General features: G+C 34.3%; 15 protein-coding genes. 8 read left to right on the forward strand and 7 right to left on the reverse strand.

Annotation, left to right across the window (positions count from 1 at the left end; all coding sequences use genetic code 11):
- Nucleotides 1–7 precede the first annotated feature (7 nt).
- Entirely contained in the window at nucleotides 8–2,440 is a 2,433-nt protein-coding gene (locus E0W73_RS07355) for an ABC transporter permease (protein ID WP_135221443.1), read from the forward strand.
- Between the two features lie 64 nt (nucleotides 2,441–2,504).
- Here E0W73_RS07355 and E0W73_RS07360 read toward each other — a convergent pair whose 3' ends face one another.
- Nucleotides 2,505–4,097: a L,D-transpeptidase family protein gene (locus E0W73_RS07360; protein ID WP_135221444.1), complete on the reverse strand. Its 1,593-nt coding sequence runs from the start codon at nucleotides 4,095–4,097 to the stop codon at nucleotides 2,505–2,507.
- Nucleotides 4,098–4,477: 380 nt separating this feature from the next.
- Here E0W73_RS07360 and E0W73_RS07365 point away from each other — a divergent pair, with 380 nt between their 5' ends.
- From E0W73_RS07365 to E0W73_RS07380, 4 genes are all read left to right on the forward strand, one after another.
- Nucleotides 4,478–5,608 (forward strand): Mrp/NBP35 family ATP-binding protein, encoded by a 1,131-nt coding sequence (locus tag E0W73_RS07365; RefSeq protein WP_135221445.1) that lies wholly within the window; start codon nucleotides 4,478–4,480, stop codon nucleotides 5,606–5,608.
- A 151-nt stretch (nucleotides 5,609–5,759) separates the two neighbouring features.
- A complete protein-coding gene (locus E0W73_RS07370) occupies nucleotides 5,760–5,999 on the forward strand; it encodes a NifU family protein (RefSeq protein ID WP_135221446.1) in 240 nt (79 codons plus the stop codon).
- A gap of 211 nt (nucleotides 6,000–6,210) precedes the next feature.
- Nucleotides 6,211–6,687, forward strand: a complete 477-nt coding sequence (locus E0W73_RS07375; RefSeq protein ID WP_135221447.1) for a hypothetical protein — start codon at nucleotides 6,211–6,213, stop codon at nucleotides 6,685–6,687.
- Between the two features lie 58 nt (nucleotides 6,688–6,745).
- A complete protein-coding gene (locus E0W73_RS07380) occupies nucleotides 6,746–7,063 on the forward strand; it encodes a 2Fe-2S iron-sulfur cluster-binding family protein (RefSeq protein ID WP_135221448.1) in 318 nt (105 codons plus the stop codon).
- 338 nt (nucleotides 7,064–7,401) lie between these two features.
- Here the strand turns inward: E0W73_RS07380 and E0W73_RS07385 are convergent, their stop codons facing one another.
- The 5 genes from E0W73_RS07385 to E0W73_RS07405 form a co-directional block, all read right to left on the reverse strand.
- Entirely contained in the window at nucleotides 7,402–7,872 is a 471-nt protein-coding gene (locus E0W73_RS07385) for a DUF7832 domain-containing protein (RefSeq protein WP_135221449.1), read from the reverse strand.
- Between the two features lie 170 nt (nucleotides 7,873–8,042).
- On the reverse strand, nucleotides 8,043–9,032 hold the full coding sequence (locus tag E0W73_RS07390; protein ID WP_135221450.1) for an aspartate-semialdehyde dehydrogenase: 990 nt from the start codon (nucleotides 9,030–9,032) through the stop codon (nucleotides 8,043–8,045).
- Between the two features lie 154 nt (nucleotides 9,033–9,186).
- Nucleotides 9,187–9,855 (reverse strand): hypothetical protein, encoded by a 669-nt coding sequence (locus E0W73_RS07395; RefSeq protein WP_135221451.1) that lies wholly within the window; start codon nucleotides 9,853–9,855, stop codon nucleotides 9,187–9,189.
- 118 nt (nucleotides 9,856–9,973) lie between these two features.
- Nucleotides 9,974–10,360: a large conductance mechanosensitive channel protein MscL gene (mscL, locus tag E0W73_RS07400; protein ID WP_135221452.1), complete on the reverse strand. Its 387-nt coding sequence runs from the start codon at nucleotides 10,358–10,360 to the stop codon at nucleotides 9,974–9,976.
- A gap of 199 nt (nucleotides 10,361–10,559) precedes the next feature.
- On the reverse strand, nucleotides 10,560–13,028 hold the full coding sequence (locus E0W73_RS07405) for a bifunctional UDP-N-acetylmuramoyl-tripeptide:D-alanyl-D-alanine ligase/alanine racemase (protein WP_135221453.1): 2,469 nt from the start codon (nucleotides 13,026–13,028) through the stop codon (nucleotides 10,560–10,562).
- 132 nt (nucleotides 13,029–13,160) lie between these two features.
- On the opposite strand from E0W73_RS07405, the gene E0W73_RS07410 reads away from it, so the two are divergent.
- The gene (locus E0W73_RS07410; RefSeq protein WP_244248447.1) at nucleotides 13,161–13,766 is read left to right on the forward strand and encodes a hypothetical protein; all 606 of its coding nucleotides are present in this window, start codon (nucleotides 13,161–13,163) and stop codon (nucleotides 13,764–13,766) included.
- Here E0W73_RS07410 and E0W73_RS07415 read toward each other — a convergent pair.
- The gene (locus tag E0W73_RS07415) at nucleotides 13,761–14,465 is read right to left on the reverse strand and encodes a porin family protein (RefSeq protein ID WP_135221454.1); all 705 of its coding nucleotides are present in this window, start codon (nucleotides 14,463–14,465) and stop codon (nucleotides 13,761–13,763) included. The two genes, E0W73_RS07410 and E0W73_RS07415, sit on opposite strands and share 6 nt — an antisense overlap.
- 223 nt (nucleotides 14,466–14,688) lie before the next feature.
- Here E0W73_RS07415 and E0W73_RS07420 point away from each other — a divergent pair, with 223 nt between their 5' ends.
- Both E0W73_RS07420 and E0W73_RS07425 read left to right on the forward strand, forming a co-directional pair.
- A complete protein-coding gene (locus E0W73_RS07420) occupies nucleotides 14,689–15,042 on the forward strand; it encodes a hypothetical protein (RefSeq protein WP_135221455.1) in 354 nt (117 codons plus the stop codon).
- 142 nt (nucleotides 15,043–15,184) lie between these two features.
- Nucleotides 15,185–17,392, forward strand: coding sequence for a TonB-dependent receptor (locus E0W73_RS07425; RefSeq protein ID WP_135221456.1), 2,208 nt, complete (start codon nucleotides 15,185–15,187; stop codon nucleotides 17,390–17,392).
- The last annotated feature ends 92 nt before the right edge of the window (nucleotides 17,393–17,484 follow it).

Raw genomic sequence — 17,484 nt, forward strand, 5'->3', positions numbered from 1 at the left:
GTAAAAAATGATTTTCAACTGGTTTAAAATATTTATATACCATTTAAGACAAAGCAAACTGTTTTCGTTTTTAAATGTTTTAGGATTGAGTATCGGAATTTCGGGTGTGATATTCGCTATTTTGTATTGGAACAATGAACATTCCTATGATCAATGGAATCCTAACAAGGAAAACGTTTATCAGGTACTGAACAAAATTGGGGCAACGGGCGACATCTGGGCTACAAGCTCTATTCCGTTTGGAGAAACCTGCAAAGCCACCATACCAGAAATTGACAAAGTCTGCTTTATTTACAATTGGTATGACCAAGGAATTATAAAATATCAGGGGCAAAAACTGCTGGATAAAAAATTAGTATTCACAGACGAAAACTTTTTTGATTTCTTTCCTTTTACTATCATAAAAGGTAAAAAAGACGAGATTTTAAAAGAAAAAAACAGTGTAGCCATCTCTGAAGATCAAGCCAAAATACTTTTCAAAAATGAAGATCCAATTGGGAAATCCATTACAATGGGAAGCAACATTTATACTGTAAAAGGGGTTTTCCAGATTATCAGTCCTTCTTCTCTCGAACCAAATTATGTTTTCAGCGGTATAAAACGCGAAAGCGACAAAAACAGCTGGGGAAATTTTAATTACGGACTGCTTATAAAAACTAAAAAGGGTGCTGATGTTGCTTTGGTCAGAAAAAAAATGCAGCATGTAAATTATGTCAATAGAACCCTTAAAGACGCCAAAGAAAATGGCCAGACACCAGAACAATACATAAAAGAAAACGGAGAGATTTACGTAATTCTAGATCAGTTAAAAACGGCTCGCCTAAAAGGCACCAAAAGTTCTGGAGGACAGAATTTTCCTGAAGGCAACGGTAATTTAAAATTGCTTTATATCATGGGCGGACTCTCTGTTCTGATTTTGGTTTTATCGCTTGTAAATTATATTAATCTAGCCACAGCATCGGCAATAAAACGTGCTAAGGAAGTTGGAGTACGTAAAATTGTCGGCGCTTCAAAAAACCAGATTATAGCTCAGTTTATTTTTGAAACTGCCATAATTGTCACGCTTGCCATAATTTTTGCTTTGGCTATTGTCGAGCTTTCACTGCCACATTATAATACTTTTCTGCGCAAAAATTTAACCATGAACGGAAGTGAATTTTACCTACAGCTTCTTTTTATTTTTGCATTAGTAATTATTTGTGCCGGGATATTTCCTGCCATTTACATCTCAAATTTTGAAACTTTAAAAGTTTTGAAAGGTAATTTTTCAAGAAGCAAAAGCGGTATCTGGATTCGAAATTCGATGCTTATTTTTCAATTCGGAATCGCAGCGTTTTTTATCATCGGAGCTTTAATCGTTAATTCTCAGGTTAATTATATGATGGATAAGGATCTTGGTTTTAGCGGTGATCAAGTAATTTCGATACCCTTTAATACTACTCGATTGACAAGAACCGACAACTATCTGACTACCAAACAGGAAATCAGCAAAATTCCGGGAGTTATAGATGTAAGCACATTTGCAGGCACTTTTGGTGGCAGCACCAATTCTAGCTCCGGGTTTACATACAACGGCATTTTTGTACAACCAAGAAATGTCGAAATGGATTTTAACTTCCTAAAAATGATGAATATCAAAATCGTTGAAGGTCGCGATCTTTCTCCGAAATATGCTTCAGATACCATCAATAATATGCTGATGAATGAAACCTTGGTAAAAACATTAAATCTTAAGAATCCTATCAATACCATTGTTACTTCTGGTTGGAGCAAAGGCGATGGAACCGAAAATCTAAAATTCAGAATTGTGGGCGTCGTAAAGGATTTTCACATTACAGGATTGCAAAACAAAGTGCCTCCAATGGTTTTTATCAACCTAAATACCTTAAAATGGAATAACTTTAACTATGTCTATCTAAAGGTTTCTCCAAAAAATTTAACAGAAACACTGGAAAATTTGAAAAAATATTGGGAGAAAAACGTCAATGCCGACTATCCTTTTGAATATGAATTTGTTAACAAAAGTTTTGCTAAAACTTATGAGGAACAAGTAAAGCAAAAAAACCTCTTTTTCATTCTAAATATGGTCGTAATTGTAATTGCCGTGTTCGGATTGTTCGCTTTGGCATCATTTTCGATGGAGAGAAGGCTGAAAGAAATCGCAATCAGAAAAACATTAGGTGCAGAGACGAATATTCTTTTGAAGGAATTATCAAAACAATATGTTCTTTTCTGCCTAATGGGATTTGCAATCGGAATTGTTCCTGCATATATTTTATTGCAAAAATGGCTCGAAGATTTCGCTTTCAGGATTGGAGTTTCTCCACTCCCATTTGGTATCGCATTGATTTCTCTTTTGTGTCTAACATTAATAATTGTTGTAACAAAAGCATATCAAGTAACCAAAATAGATGTACTGAAGTATTTAAAATACGAATAATCTTGTAGACCATTTTTTTTAAAAACCCGATAGAAATTTTTTAGGATTTTATCGGGTTTCTTTTCTATTTCATGGTTACAGAATCAGAATAAAGAAGCTTATCCAGACTGTCGTCACGGCCATAAACATCTGGAAAGAAATTTATCTCTCCGTTTTCTTGAACCCATGCGGTAAAGTAACCAATATAAACCGGAATTTTATTTTTGAGCATGCAGGTTGTCTCCTTTTCGCCGCTCATTGCCTTGTCGATTTTAGCAGCTGGCCAATCTGGATCATCTTTTAGAATCGCCAAAGCCAGCGATTTTGCCTCTTTTACATTAATGCATCCGTGGCTGAAAGTTCTATTTTCAAATTCGAACAAACTCTTTGCTGGCGTATCGTGCATGTAAATGTCGTTGGGATTCGGAAACATAAATTTTACCAATCCCAAAGAATTCTTGGGGCCGGGTTTCTGCCTTACTCTTCCGCCGTTCCATTCCATATTATGCTCAGCAAGATAATTTTTATCGTTGGCGATCTGCAGTTTCAGTTCATTTTGAATAATACTGTTCGGTACATACCAATACGGACTGAAAACGATGCGATCCATCATGCCACTAAAAATCACGGTTTCACTCAAACGGTTTCCAACAAAAATATCCGAAACCAATTCGTACTTTCCGTCTTTCACATAAAACATGCGAAACGATGGAATATTGACCATTACATATTCATTTGCTCTTGCCAATTTGGTCGGAATCCATCTGCAACGCTCCATATTCAGCATAATCGTTTTGATTCTTTTGCTGATGGGCTCATTCATTTGATTGATATGATCTCTTGTAATGGCATAATTCAGTTTCAAATTGTATCTTTTTTTATAATTTAAAACACCAGCCATCAATTCTTCATCATAAATATCACTTTGAGAATCTTTTTTAAGATCGCCCACTACAAACAAACGCTGTCTGATTTGTTTTATCGCAACGGCTGTATCATCTGGTCGTAAATCCTTAAAATTAGCGCTGTCTATGCTGATTTTCTGCCAAAGATTATCCTGTTCTATTTTTCTGTATTTTTTTAAAGCCTCCTGAAGTTTATAATATTGACTGAAAAGAAGATAGTCGTCTTCATTAAGCCTATTATTGTCTACAATTAGCGAATCTAAAATTCGAGAATACGAAATGGTTTTGGCTGGAAGATACCAGCCTATTTTCTTCAAAGTCGCCGGATCAACTCCAGAATACACATTGCTGGCATAAAAAACGTACATGCTGGTCAATAATAATTCTGTATCAATCTGCGGCGGCACAATGTTGTCGCTTTCGTTAAACGCTTCGTCGATGACTTCTTTATAAGGCATCTTATTGTCTATTCCCTGATCTTTAAGAACATTAACTTTTTGATACAATAAGGCTCCAAATTCGCTTATGTTTTTATCATCGTACCAAATAGATTTGTATTGCTTGGCTTTGTAAATATCCTCAACATCTTTTTGGTATTTTTTGAGTTTTGGATATTTTTTAAAGAATGAATTGATAGCCGCGGCATCAATCATTACAATGGCAAAACGTGAAGCTTCTGTAGAATTGCTGCTTTTTATCTTGTCTGGAATCGACTTAAATGAAAATGCAAAAAAACTGATTGCAATAATCGATGATAAAGTAAAATTTCGCATATTTTTAAAATTTAAGTTGCTTGAAAATAACTTTTTAAAAAATATCGAAAACCCAAAATAAGATTTCAAAAATAAGTTTCCACATATTTTTCACAACTGAAAATCATAGTTTTAGGGCAATCAAATATAATCAAGATTTGTGAGAATTTAAAGATGTCATCGGAAATTTTATGTCGATTGGCGTGCGATTTTAAAAAGAAAATAGTGCAAAACTTTTCAGGAATTTCTTAAGAATCATTTTGAGTAATCTCAATATCAAGAAATACAATTCAAAAGGGCGCAAATCCGAACTTAATCTGTTATCTTTGCACTCTGAAATCGGTTTAAATTAAGATTATTCTGAAAATTGATTTCCAACAATACAAAATAAGCTCATTACAATGAAACTAGATAGAAAAGAAATTCTTAAAGCTCTGGAAACAATCACCATAGCAGGAGAAGGAAAAAATATGGTTGAAAGTGGCGCCGTAGCCAACGTTATAACATTTGGCGACGAAGCTGTGGTAGATTTAGTACTGCACACACCAGCAATGCATATTAAAAAAAGAGCCGAAGATGATATTAAGAAAACGATTCACGAATTGGTATCACCAGACGCAAAAGTAAAAGTAAACATTAAAGTAGAAGCTCCTGAAAAGCCAGAAATTAAAGGGCGTGCTATTCCAGGAATCAAAAATATTATAGCTGTTGCCTCTGGAAAAGGAGGAGTAGGAAAATCTACTGTAACAGCAAACCTTGCCGTTACGCTTGCTAAAATGGGTTTTAAAGTTGGTGTTTTAGACGCAGATATCTACGGACCATCTATGCCGATTATGTTTGATGTAGAAAACGAAAAACCAATTTCAACAACAGTTGACGGCAAATCTAAAATGAAACCAATTGAAAGCTACGAGATAAAAATGCTTTCTATCGGATTTTTTACTGCTCCAAGCCAAGCTGTAATCTGGAGAGGACCTATGGCCGCAAAAGCATTAAATCAAATGATTTTTGATGCAGACTGGGGTGAATTAGACTTTATGCTTCTTGATTTACCTCCAGGAACAGGAGATATTCACTTATCGATCATGCAATCATTGCCAATTACAGGAGCAGTTGTTGTAAGTACGCCGCAAGCCGTGGCTCTTGCAGATGCTAAAAAAGGAGTGGCAATGTTTATGCAGGATAACATAAATGTACCAGTTTTAGGAATTGTAGAAAACATGGCTTATTTTACGCCAGAAGAACTTCCTGAAAACAAATATTATATTTTTGGACAAGAGGGAGCAAAAAACCTTGCAGAGGACTTAAATGTACCTTTCTTAGGAGAAGTTCCAATCGTTCAATCTATTCGCGAAGCAGGTGATTACGGTCGCCCAGCTGCATTGCAGACCGCTTCTCCAATAGAAAAAGTTTTTGAAGAAATTACTAGAAATGTTGTTCAGGAAACAGTAAACAGAAACGAAAGCTTACCAGCAACTGAAGCTATTAAAATTACAACAATGGCTGGCTGCTCGGCAGTGAAAAAGAATTAGATAATTTGGAAATAAGAGAATTAAATAATTCCCTTATTGACTCATTTTCAAATTGACACATTAATAATCAGATAATTGAGATGATGTGAGAATTAGATAATTTTAAAGAATTTGCTAATTGACACATTTTTCTAATTGACACATTAATATTATGACAACAGAAGAATTAACAAGCAACGTATTATTGGCACTTGATGAAATCAGACCGTTCTTAAAATCAGACGGTGGCGACATTACGCTGATTTCTATCGAGGATGATAAACATGTAAAAGTTCGTCTTGAAGGAGCTTGCATTAGCTGCAGCGTAAATCAGATGACATTAAAAGCAGGTGTTGAAACTACTATAAAAAAATACGCTCCTCAGATTGAGACTGTAGTAAATGTTATGTAACATTCGTCCAGCAGCGTACTATCTTTTATTGGCTGAAGAGAAAAGCAATCAGTAACAAAATGAAAAGTTTGCCAAATATCAATAATAACAAGACATTTGAGCGTTTTTTTTAACAACTAATAAAAAATAACAGAAATAATTGAGATTTTGAGTTTAGTCGGTTTTACAATTTTAAATTAAATTTGCGGCTATAACCCTAAATCTTATTTTTATGAAAAAATTTTACACGCTGCTTTTATCAATCTTTATGGTCTCTGCGAGTTCTGCGCAGATTAAAACCTTTGTTGCTGATAAAGCTTGGGTAAATGAAGCCGAAGAATGGTCTGACTTTCAATATGCGGGGAAGATCGTTTTTTCTTTCAATCCTAATGAGGAGGCAGGAAGTTTGAGGATTGGCAATTATGATTTTTTGTATGATTTTGTAGAAGGAAGAGGTAAACTTGCTAAAGCATCGTATAGTTCAGCAGCATTTTCTCATCCAAAAAAGATCGCTTCTAATACTGATAAACAAGGCATTTTAAACTCTACCTACGAGGGAACTTTGATTTTTCAGGCAGGTACAGATTATTATTCTGTAATTGCAGTTGTAACCATTCTTGAAAAGGATGATAATGTTCTTGGAGTTCAGATGCGCCTCAAAGAGAATAAAAGAAAAGAATTTGCGTTTAGCACAAAACCAAACAGTTAATAAATAAGGATTTTTTCACGTTATAAAGTCCTCTCAATTAAAAATTCCACAAGTTAAAATGGATGTATTAATAAAGATTAAAGATCGAGAAGGAGTTGTACATGAGTTACAGGCTCCGACTGATATGGCAATGAATATAATGGAGTTATGCAAAGCATACGAACTTCCTGTTGAAGGAACTTGCGGCGGAATGGCAATGTGCGCTTCTTGCCAATGTTATGTTCTAAATGATGTTGCTTTACCAGAAATGGGAGACGAAGAAGAAGCCATGCTTTCGGAAGCATTTTATGTGAAATCAAATAGCCGTTTGGGCTGTCAAATTCCGATTACCGAAGACTTAGAGGGTCTAGAGCTGGAATTGGCACCTGAATATTAAAATATCAAATTACAATATATTAAAATTCCAAATTCCAAACGACTTGACGTTATGGAATTTGGAATTTTTAATTCTTTCGAACCCGACAGTTTTTGAAACCTGTCGGGTTTCTTATGAAAAGTCGTTTTTATTCTCTGTTAATTCGTTAATATTTACTGCTGCTTTCTCCTGTGTTCCCGTTTCATGATACCAAAAGTAACCTTAAATTAATTGACCACATTGTTAAACCCGACAAGTTTTAAAAACTGTCGGGTCTACTTTGTATATTATACAACTGCAATTAATCAAAAAACCGTAATACCTTAATACATTAGAGTTTTCTTTTTATCGACTTTTATTTAATCTCTATACTTCTTCCATTGCTCATAACGTGCATCAATAACTGGTTTTAACGAATTGTAATTTTCCCATGTATCTTCTATATGATAAAATGATTCATATTCAAAACCTTTCTTTTTTGCTTCTTTCTCAAAATGTTCTTCATAGTCAGAACCATAATCTCCATAAGATTCTGCAAAACTCGATTCCTCATCATAATATGACCTGGCAAATTCATTGCCTAAATCACTTAGATCATATTCAGAAAATTTTTCGTCACAGTTATTAATTAAAAATTCAGAACCTTTTAGTTCCCTGTTTTTTACAGCGATAATATCTTCTTCTGAATCTTCCAATTGTTCCTCAGATAAAAGATCATTATCAATACACCAAGTTAAAAACATTCCAATGTGAGTTGAAGCGTTTTCATCAGGTAAATTATCAGGGTAGTCACCTCCATAATGCCATGAAGCATCATCATATTTTGCCATAAGTTTATTCTTTAAGTTTATCCTTTCATAAAGGAAACATTTATTGAAATTTTAAAAGTCCCTAAAAAGTCATTTTACTACTAAAAAAAGTTATCGTTTAAATCAAAAAAACCGTAATTACATCACTGTAATACGGTTTTTTATTATTAACAATTTTATTTAATCTCAGCTTATACCAAACCAGCTTGAACTAAATATTCAGCGATTTGGATCGTATTTGTTGCAGCACCTTTTCTTAAGTTATCAGCAACAATCCACATGTTTAAAGTGTTTGGCTGGCTTTCGTCACGACGAATTCTTCCAACGAAAACATCATTTTTACCTTCAGCATATAGTGGCATTGGATAAGTAAATGTATCTAGATTATCCTGAACGGTTACTCCGTCTGTATTATGCAAAATCTCACGAATCTCGTTTACATCAAAATCATTTGTAAACTCAACGTTTACCGCTTCGCTATGTCCGCCCACAACAGGCACACGTACAGCAGTAGCCGTAACTCTGATGGTATTATCGCCAAGGATTTTTTGAGTTTCGCGCACTAATTTCATTTCTTCTTTAGTGTATCCGTTTTCCTCAAAACTATCGCAGTGTGGAATCGCATTTCTGTGAATAGGATATTTGTAAGCCATATCTCCTTGAACTCCTGCGTATTCGTTCTCTAATTGTTTTACCGCTTTTACACCAGTTCCAGTAATCGATTGGTAAGTAGAAACGATGATTCTTTTAATATTGTATTTTTTATGCAAAGGAGCCAAAGCCATTACCATCTGAATAGTAGAACAGTTTGGATTTGCAATAATTTTATCTTCTCTTGTCAAAACATCCGCATTGATTTCAGGAACTACCAATTTTTTGGTCGGATCCATTCTCCATGCCGATGAATTGTCAATTACTGTAGTTCCGGCAGCAGCAAATTTTGGCGCCCATTCTAGCGAAGTATCTCCTCCAGCAGAAAAAACTGCAATATCAGCTTTCATGTCTACTGCAGTCTGTAAGCCAACTACTTTATATTTTTGTCCTTTGTACTCTATTTCTTTTCCTACTGATCTTTCTGATGCAACAGGAATTAATTCTGTAACAGGAAAATTTCTTTCTGCTAAAACTTTAAGCATTACCTCGCCAACCATTCCGGTAGCACCTACAACTGCAATTCTCATTTTTATATTTTTAAATAATTCAATAATCTAATTTAGTAAGGCAAAAGTAAGTATAATAAAAATCTCTGCAAGGCGATTCACAAAAAATAACAAAATGTTACAAAATAAACATTTTGTAAAATATCAAAAGACTAGAAACAGTTTTTATATAATATTACTCCGTTTCCCCAAAAATTAATATTCTATCAATATTTTTAATATTCAATTTTTTCATATGATTAATCTTTTTAAGTCTGTCTGCAAAAATCTGCAACAACTTATTTGCTTCAATAATAGCAAACTCTAGTTTTGACTTTTCAATTTCAATATAACTTAAAGAAATTGGAGGTGCAAAATTTTCTCTTACTTGAATATCAATAAAATCAAAACGAATTTTATTTAAATTTTCTGTAATTCTGGGATAAGGATGTCCTGCATAAAAGGATTTAGTAATTCCAATTAGTAAATTTTCCCACGCTCTTATATCAGCTAAGGAACTACAACATTGAGGAAAATAAACCGATTTGTCATCAATCTTCAAAACATAGCCTCCATTAAAGGAAGAGACTAAATCTTCTATTCCATTATTTTCTTCAGTTTGTTGCATCTCTATTTCTTTATTAATAGTCTGCAACAAATCTATGTCTGAAATTTCTTCAATTGCGTATAACGAAGACCCTTTTAAATAGGGCTTAAGAAATTCTGAAAAACCAGCGGCAATATTGCATAAATGATTATAGTTCTCCCATTCATTTTCATATTCCCAAAATGGACCTAAATCTGGGGACTTAATATTTTCGTTACTATTAAATATTTCAATAACAGGAATTAACTCTACTTTCATAAGATGAATTTTATACAGTTCTTTCTAAAAACAATTTAAATCTTTTCTTACAAATATAACAACAATAAAAAAAACCGCCTCGTTAGAAGGCGGTTAAGTTAGACTTAGTGTAGCGGTATTATATATTTTTGTTTTTTAGCAAATCTCTAATTTCTGTAAGCAATTCCTCTTGTGTTGGCGCTGCAGGCTGATTTGGTGCTGGCTCCTCTTTCTTTTTAAGACTGTTTAATGCTTTAATGATAACGAACAAAACAAAAGCCACTATAATAAAGTTAATTACCGCAGAAAGAAACATTCCGTATTTAACGCCTCCAAAAGCTGTTAAATCTTCTATTCTTGACAGATGAGCTGCATCTAAAGCAGGTTTTAATACCAAAGGTGTAATTACATCTTCGATAAATGAACTTACGATTTTACCAAAAGCTGCTCCTATAATTACTGCAACAGCAAGGTCAACTACATTGCCTTTCATTGCAAATGCCTTAAATTCTGAAAAAAATCCCATATCTGATTTGTTTAGTTTTTAATAAATGAATAACCGAAAATACGCAATTTTCTTTAAAAAACCACATTTTTGTGGCTTTTGAACCATATAAGTCATATAAGAAATTATAAGCTTGACGCTTTGATAGTGCCTAGTTAAGTCAAAAATATAATCCGACTAAGATGAACTCATATCACTTATATGGTTCAAAAAAAAAATACTATCTGAAAAATACACGTTTCACACGCTGCGAAATACTGGTCATTATTTCATATGGAATTGTTTTTAAAACTTCTGCCATTTCAATAACAGTAGGGCTTTCGCCGAAAATCACGACAGAATCTCCTTCCTTGCAATCGATATGAGTCACATCTGCCATGAGCATATCCATACACACGCTGCCGACAATAAATGCTTTCTGGTTTTTAATGGTAACAAAACCAGCTTTATTTCCCCATAATCGCGAAATCCCGTCGGCATAGCCAATTGGAATTGTCGCAATTTTGGTTTCTTTCTGCGCTATAAACCTACGCCCATAGCCTACGCTATCACCGGCCGGAATGGTACGAACCTGCGAGATAATCGATTTTAAGGTTCCTACATTTTCTAAATATTTTTGTTCTGATGGGTCGTTTGAGACGCCATATAGGCCAATTCCTAAGCGCACCATATTGTATTGCGCATTAGGAAAATTACTGATTCCAGACGTATTCAAGATATGTCGAATCGGATTTATATTTAATTCTGACATTAATCTTGAAGACAATTCCTCAAACAAATCGATTTGCTGGTTTACAAAATCAAAATGATTCGGATCATCGCTTGTAGCCAAATGCGATAAGATACTCTGGACGCGAACGGTTGAATTTCCTTTTAAAGTCTGAATCAATTCATCTATGGTATTGTTTTCAAAACCTAAACGATGCATTCCCGTATCCATTTTAATATGGATTGGATAATTTTTCAAATTCTTTTCTCTCGCAATTTTCAAAAAAGCATTTAGTCCTTTCAGACTATAAATTTCGGGTTCCAGCTGATATTGAATAATCGAAGGAAAACTCGTCGATTCTGGATTTAAAACCATTATCGGAAGTTTTATGCCTCCGTTTTTTAGTGAAATTCCTTCATCGGCAAAAGCCACACCCAAATAATCGACTTTATGATGTTCGAGTAATTTTGCAATCTCCAAACCGCCGTTTCCGTAGCCAAAAGCCTTAACCATAACCATCATTTTGACGTTCTGGCGCAGTTTTGATTTAAAGTAATTGAAGTTATGGCTTATTGCATCGAGATTGATTTCTAGTACTGTTTCGTGTGTTTTTTCTTCAAGAAGCGAAACAATTTCTTCAAACTCAAACGACCTTGCCCCTTTTATTAAAATGGTTTCGTTATTAAAGTCAAATCTTTCGATTTCGTTGATAAAATCGGCCGTGTTTTGAAACATGGTGCTGTTTGCAAATTTAGCCGCAAAAGAAGAAATCGTTGGACCGATACCAATGACACGATGTATTTTATTGTCTGAAATAAGCTGGGCAACTTTTGAATACAGCTCTTCATTAGAAAAACCGCTTTGAAAAATATCCGAAAGTATAACGGTTTTTGAAGCATTCTTTTTTTGGCTTTCCAAAAAATCCAAAGCAATCTTCAGCGACTGGAAATCAGAACTGTAACTATCGTCTATAATACTGCAACCGTTGATTCCGTTTTTAACTTCAAGTCTCATTTTTACCGGATACAACATTTTGATACGATTTTGGATTAAAGCAAAATCATATTCAAAATAAAGCAAAACCAACAAGCATGAAATAGCATTTTCTATCGAGGCAGAATCACTAAATGGGATTTCTAAATTGAAAATTTCGTCCTTGTACTGAAATTTTAGTAGAGTCGAATCATTTTTTGTTTCTTTTTTAATGATAAAAACATCCGCAGAATCATCGGTAAAACTCCATGAAAACAAATTTCTGTTTTCTAAAGCATTGGTAGCACAAAATTCAGAAAGACATTGATCTACTAATTTATTCTTCTGATAAATTAAGATAGACGAATCTTTAAAAAGAAGCAGTTTTTCCTTAATCTTTTGTTCAAGGTTTTCAAATCCTTCGTCGTGTGCAGAACCAATGCTCGTTAAAACCCCGATGGTAGGCTTGATGATTTTCTCAAGATTTACCATTTCGTCAACCGTTGAAATTCCGGCCTCAAAAATGGCTAAATTGTGCATTTCGTTTATTGCAATAACCGATAGAGGAACGCCTACTTGAGAATTGTAACTTTTCGGGCTTCTAATGATATTATAATCAGGGCTTAATAAAAAATTAAGCCATTCTTTTACAATTGTTTTTCCGTTGCTCCCAGTTAAACCAATTACCGGAAAATGAAAACCTGCACGATAGTAAGCCGCAAAATCCTGAAGTGCAGAAAGAGAATTCTTAACAACGAGAAAATTGGCTTTTCCAGCTGCATTTTCGGGAATCTTTTCTACAACAAAATTCTGAACTCCTTTTTCTATAAGCTCAACAATGTAGAGATGCGCATCGTGATTAACTCCAGATAAAGCAAAAAACAAAGTCTGCGGTCCGTTTTGCAGTGATCGGCTGTCAATAGAAATATGATCTATGAAAATATCGGCAGCAGAACCGATCCATTCGGCATTTAGAACCGATACGAGGCTTTTTATATTTATGCTCATTTAGAAATTCTTTTTGTCAAAATTAAAACATTAGCAACAGAAAAGAGTTGTGATTTTCTTAAAAAATAAGGAGTTTAGACTAACTTACTTTTATTTCTTATATATTTGTTTACTCCTCTAAATTTGAATGCTTTGAAAAAAATACTGCCCCTTTTCTCGTATATCCTTCATCCGATTTTTATATCTACTTATGCCGCTTTGTTTTATCTTTTTTACAAAGGCGATTTGTTTTCTATACAGGAAAAATACTTTGTATTAGTACAGATTTTAATCATAACCGCAATTGTTCCGGTTTTATTCTTTTTGCTGTTGCGATCAACGGGACATGTAAAATCGGTGATGTTGCCAGAGGTTACAGAACGCAGGATTCCATTAATTCTACAATGCTTTTTGTATATTCTTTTAGTTAAACGAAGCATTGTGATACTCCGTTATCCCGAATTGCATTTCTTTTTTCTGGGAGCGCTTTTCAGTTCTATTATTGCCGTTATCTGTTCCTTATTCAAAATAAAAGCAAGTCTGCATATGCTGGCGATAAGCAGTTTTACCGTTTTTGTCATCGGACTTAATATTCATCTGCAACTTCATAATCCGTATTGGCCAGCATTGCTTATTTTGTTAACTGGAATTACGGCTTCTTCAAGACTAGATATGAAAGCGCATTCTGTAAAAGAATTACTAATAGGACTTTTGATCGGGATTATGCCACAGCTTTTGTTCCTTCCTTTATGGTTATAAAATATAGAAAATAAGACCTGCGTTTAATGTTTTTAGATTCAGTTTTTCTCCCGTAACCGTTTCTGTCGATTTAAACAACGGACTTAATCCGTAATAAACATATAAGTTCCAGGTATTATAACCTGCTGCAATATAAGGACCGTACTGGAACTTATTGATAGCAGCATTATTATTGATTCTGTATGTCCTTTCGCCATCATCTAGAATCGAAGAGTTTGAGAAAACATAACTCAGTTTGATGCCTGTATAAATACGCCAAAACTTATAGCTTTCGTAAGTCGAATTACGCCATCTGAATTCTATCGGAAGATCTACAGAATACTGCTTGTACCGATTAGAAACAAATTGTCCGTAGTCGTTCACACCATATACAGGCGCGCCCGAAGGATCTTGCGAAATGGTAAGATTCTGGTAATAATTTTGGTAACTCAAACCCAAACCGGCAGCAATCGCTTTTGTTCTCTTTTTATTGATAGGCATATCTCTTAGAAAACCACCAGAAAGTCCTAATGAAAACTTGTTTTGCTTAAAATGATCCGGAATATCGCTAAACATATTGTAAGTGATTGAGAAGTAAAATTGGTCTTCTCTATAGAGCGAATCTATTTTTACCACAGGTTTTATTTCGGGTTTGGCCGTTTCCTGTGCCGTAGAAGTAAAAAATACACCTAAAAATAAACAGCTTAAAAAGAATCGCATATCGTGTTTTGGTTTAAAGAGTTTTTTAAATAAACGTTTTTTGACCTTGGTTTATTTTATATACAAATATACTATAATGCTGCATTTAGAGAAGATTACAACTTAATTATTCTATTTCTAGGAGTCATTCTAGTTTTTTATTGGCTTTTTTTCAAAGATTTATCTTCATCCTTAGAAAAAATAATCTCTTATTTTATTTTAATCTTTTATACCTTTGCTGTGCATGAAAAGAAAGCAGCTCATATTAAGTTTTGGCTCTGCTGTAATGATATTGTTCTCAATATTATTTCAGTCGATACATAGTTATGAGCACATTGCAAAACAGCTTACCGAGAAAAAATGCCACCATAGTTATAAGGATCCAAACGGTGAGATTACGCATGAGCATGAGGTTAATGATGTTTGTTACGTCTGCAATTTTGCTTTTGGAAGTTACATTATCCCAGAAAAATTTTCTTTTCAATTTGTCGCTTTTCAAAAAGAAATCCCTTATTTCTTTGCATTACAGGAAAATGTAATTTCGTTTCCTCTAAACTTCTGCCTGCTTCGGGGGCCACCTGCCGTTTTCGCATCTTAATTCGATTGATCGAAAAAAATCATTTTACCTACATCTAAAAACCAAGGAAGACGACTTATTTGTTTTGGAAATTTCAAAAACAAATAGATTTCGGCATCATTCTGTTTTTAGGTTAATCATTTTAACTATAGCATCATTTTCAATGAAAAAATTCATATTAGCCTTAATATTAGGGTTCTCGGGCATTTTATCTGCCCAAAATTCAGTTTCAGGTACTGTAACTGATCATCAAAATAATCCTTTGCCAGGCGTTTCTGTTTATGCCTCTGAATTGCATAAAGGAACTACAACAGACGCAAACGGAAAATACGAGCTGAACAATCTTCCAAACGGAAATCTACGCCTTTCTTTCTCATATGTTGGTTACGCTACTCAAAATAAAACCGTTGTCAAATTAGTAAAACAAAATACAGTTGATGTAGTACTCGAAGAATCTATTTTAGAAATGGATGAAGTAGTTGTTTCTACTCCTTTCAATAAACTGCAGTCGCAAAACGTAATGAAAATTGAGCACGAAAGCATCAAAACATTACAGCAAAAAGGAACCTCAACTTTGATTGAAGGTTTGGCAACAATTCCGGGAGTTTCACAGATTTCTACTGGAACTTCTATCGGGAAACCTGTAATTCGAGGGCTTAGCGGAAATCGTGTATTAGTGTATTCTCAAGGTGTGCGCATCGAAAATCAGCAGTTTGGAGACGAACATGGTTTGGGTTTAAACGATGCCGGAATCGAAAGTGTTGAAGTGATTAAAGGACCTGCTTCCTTATTATACGGCTCTGATGCTTTGGGAGGAGTTTTATACTTTAATCCTGAAAAATTTGCTGATGCAGGCGACTTTAAAGCTAATTTCAGTCAAAAATATTTTACCAATACGCAAGGAAGCAATTCTTCTATCGGATTGAAAACTTCGACAGACAACTGGAAATTTTTAGCACGCGGAAGCTATAATACTCATTCTGATTACAAAATTGCCGATGGTGACCGTGTGACTAATTCACGTTACAACGAAACCGATTTTAAAACCGGAATCGGTTACAGCAACTCTACTTTTTCTAGTGTTTTAAGATACAACTACAACAAACTGGATATTGGAATTCCAGAAGACGGAATTGCCGAACAATCTTCTAGCAAAGACACACAATTTCCGAGACAGGGAATTTTTAATCACTTATTGAGCTTGAATAATGTAATCTTTTTTGAAAACTCAAAATTAGATATAGATTTAGGGTATATCGCCAATGACAGAAGCGAATTTGAAGACAGCAACGAGGCTTCTCTTCATATGAAACTGAACACTTTTAATTATAATGCAAAATACCATTTTCCTAAATTCGGAAAAATCGAAACCATTATAGGAGTTCAAGGAATGCACCAAACCAATAAAAATTCTGGGGAAGAATACTTGATTCCAGATGCTACCACCAATGATTTTGGAGTTTTTGGAACAGCAAACTACGAATGGAACAACAGCGTGCTTCAGGCTGGATTGCGTTATGATAATCGAAATATTACGTCAATCGCTCACGGAACCGAAGGTGAAGAAGGATATTTCCAAGCTTTAGATCGTTCTTTTGACAGTTTTAATGCTTCTTTAGGCTATAAAACCAAATTGGCAGAACCGTTAACATTTCGCTTAAATGTTGCTACAGGATTTAGAGCTCCTAATTTGGCAGAGCTGACCTCAAACGGTGTTCACGAAGGAACAAATCGTTATGAAATCGGAAATGCGAACCTGAAAACAGAGCAAAACGTACAGACCGATTTAAATTTAGAATACAAAAACACACATTTTGAATTTTTTGTAAACGGATTTTACAATCACGTAAACAATTACATTTATACCTCGCCAACCGGAGAAGTTTTAGACGATAATGATGTTTTTGCTTATGTTCAAGATAATGCACAATTGTACGGTGGAGAAGTTGGTTTGCATTTTCACCCACATCCTTTAGACTGGTTGCATTTTGAAACTAGTTTTGAAACGGTCACTGGTAAAAAAGACAATGACGATTATCTGCCTCTAATTCCTGCCAACAATTGGAACAATACGTTGAGAACCGAATTCAACATTAAAAATTGGCTAAGCGAAGGTTTTGCTTCTTTAAATGTTTCTTCAACATTTGATCAGAAAAATGTGAGTGGTTTTGAAACTGCTTCAAAGGGTTATACTTTGGTAAATCTTGGTTTTGGAGGAACTGTTAAACTCGGAAAAACTGCTTTTGACATTACCCTAAACGGAAACAATTTATTCGACAAGAAATATATTGCACACCTTTCTAGATTGAAGACAGACGGTATTCCGAACATCGGAAGAAACATCGTTTTGGGAGTTAATTTTAATCTGTAACATTTTTAAACCATATAAGTCATATAAGTAAAAATAAGCGACGCTTCAAATTAAATGAACTTATATAGCTTATATGTTTTTTTTCTTCTAAC

This window comes from Flavobacterium foetidum, from assembly GCF_004634245.1.
Taxonomy (GTDB): Bacteria; Bacteroidota; Bacteroidia; order Flavobacteriales; family Flavobacteriaceae; genus Flavobacterium; species Flavobacterium foetidum.

Excerpts from the sequence above, each read along its gene's own strand:
- E0W73_RS07355 (WP_135221443.1), top strand. The coding sequence starts at position 8 with ATGATTTTCAACTGGTTTAAAATATTTATATACCATTTAAGACAAAGC.
- E0W73_RS07360 (WP_135221444.1), bottom strand. The coding sequence starts at position 4,097 with ATGCGAAATTTTACTTTATCATCGATTATTGCAATCAGTTTTTTTGCA.
- E0W73_RS07365 (WP_135221445.1), top strand. The coding sequence starts at position 4,478 with ATGAAACTAGATAGAAAAGAAATTCTTAAAGCTCTGGAAACAATCACC.
- E0W73_RS07370 (WP_135221446.1), top strand. The coding sequence starts at position 5,760 with ATGACAACAGAAGAATTAACAAGCAACGTATTATTGGCACTTGATGAA.
- E0W73_RS07375 (WP_135221447.1), top strand. The coding sequence starts at position 6,211 with ATGAAAAAATTTTACACGCTGCTTTTATCAATCTTTATGGTCTCTGCG.
- E0W73_RS07380 (WP_135221448.1), top strand. The coding sequence starts at position 6,746 with ATGGATGTATTAATAAAGATTAAAGATCGAGAAGGAGTTGTACATGAG.
- E0W73_RS07385 (WP_135221449.1), bottom strand. The coding sequence starts at position 7,872 with ATGGCAAAATATGATGATGCTTCATGGCATTATGGAGGTGACTACCCT.
- E0W73_RS07390 (WP_135221450.1), bottom strand. The coding sequence starts at position 9,032 with ATGAGAATTGCAGTTGTAGGTGCTACCGGAATGGTTGGCGAGGTAATG.
- E0W73_RS07395 (WP_135221451.1), bottom strand. The coding sequence starts at position 9,855 with ATGAAAGTAGAGTTAATTCCTGTTATTGAAATATTTAATAGTAACGAA.
- mscL (WP_135221452.1), bottom strand. The coding sequence starts at position 10,360 with ATGGGATTTTTTTCAGAATTTAAGGCATTTGCAATGAAAGGCAATGTA.
- E0W73_RS07405 (WP_135221453.1), bottom strand. The coding sequence starts at position 13,028 with ATGAGCATAAATATAAAAAGCCTCGTATCGGTTCTAAATGCCGAATGG.
- E0W73_RS07415 (WP_135221454.1), bottom strand. The coding sequence starts at position 14,465 with ATGCGATTCTTTTTAAGCTGTTTATTTTTAGGTGTATTTTTTACTTCT.
- E0W73_RS07420 (WP_135221455.1), top strand. The coding sequence starts at position 14,689 with ATGAAAAGAAAGCAGCTCATATTAAGTTTTGGCTCTGCTGTAATGATA.
- E0W73_RS07425 (WP_135221456.1), top strand. The coding sequence starts at position 15,185 with ATGAAAAAATTCATATTAGCCTTAATATTAGGGTTCTCGGGCATTTTA.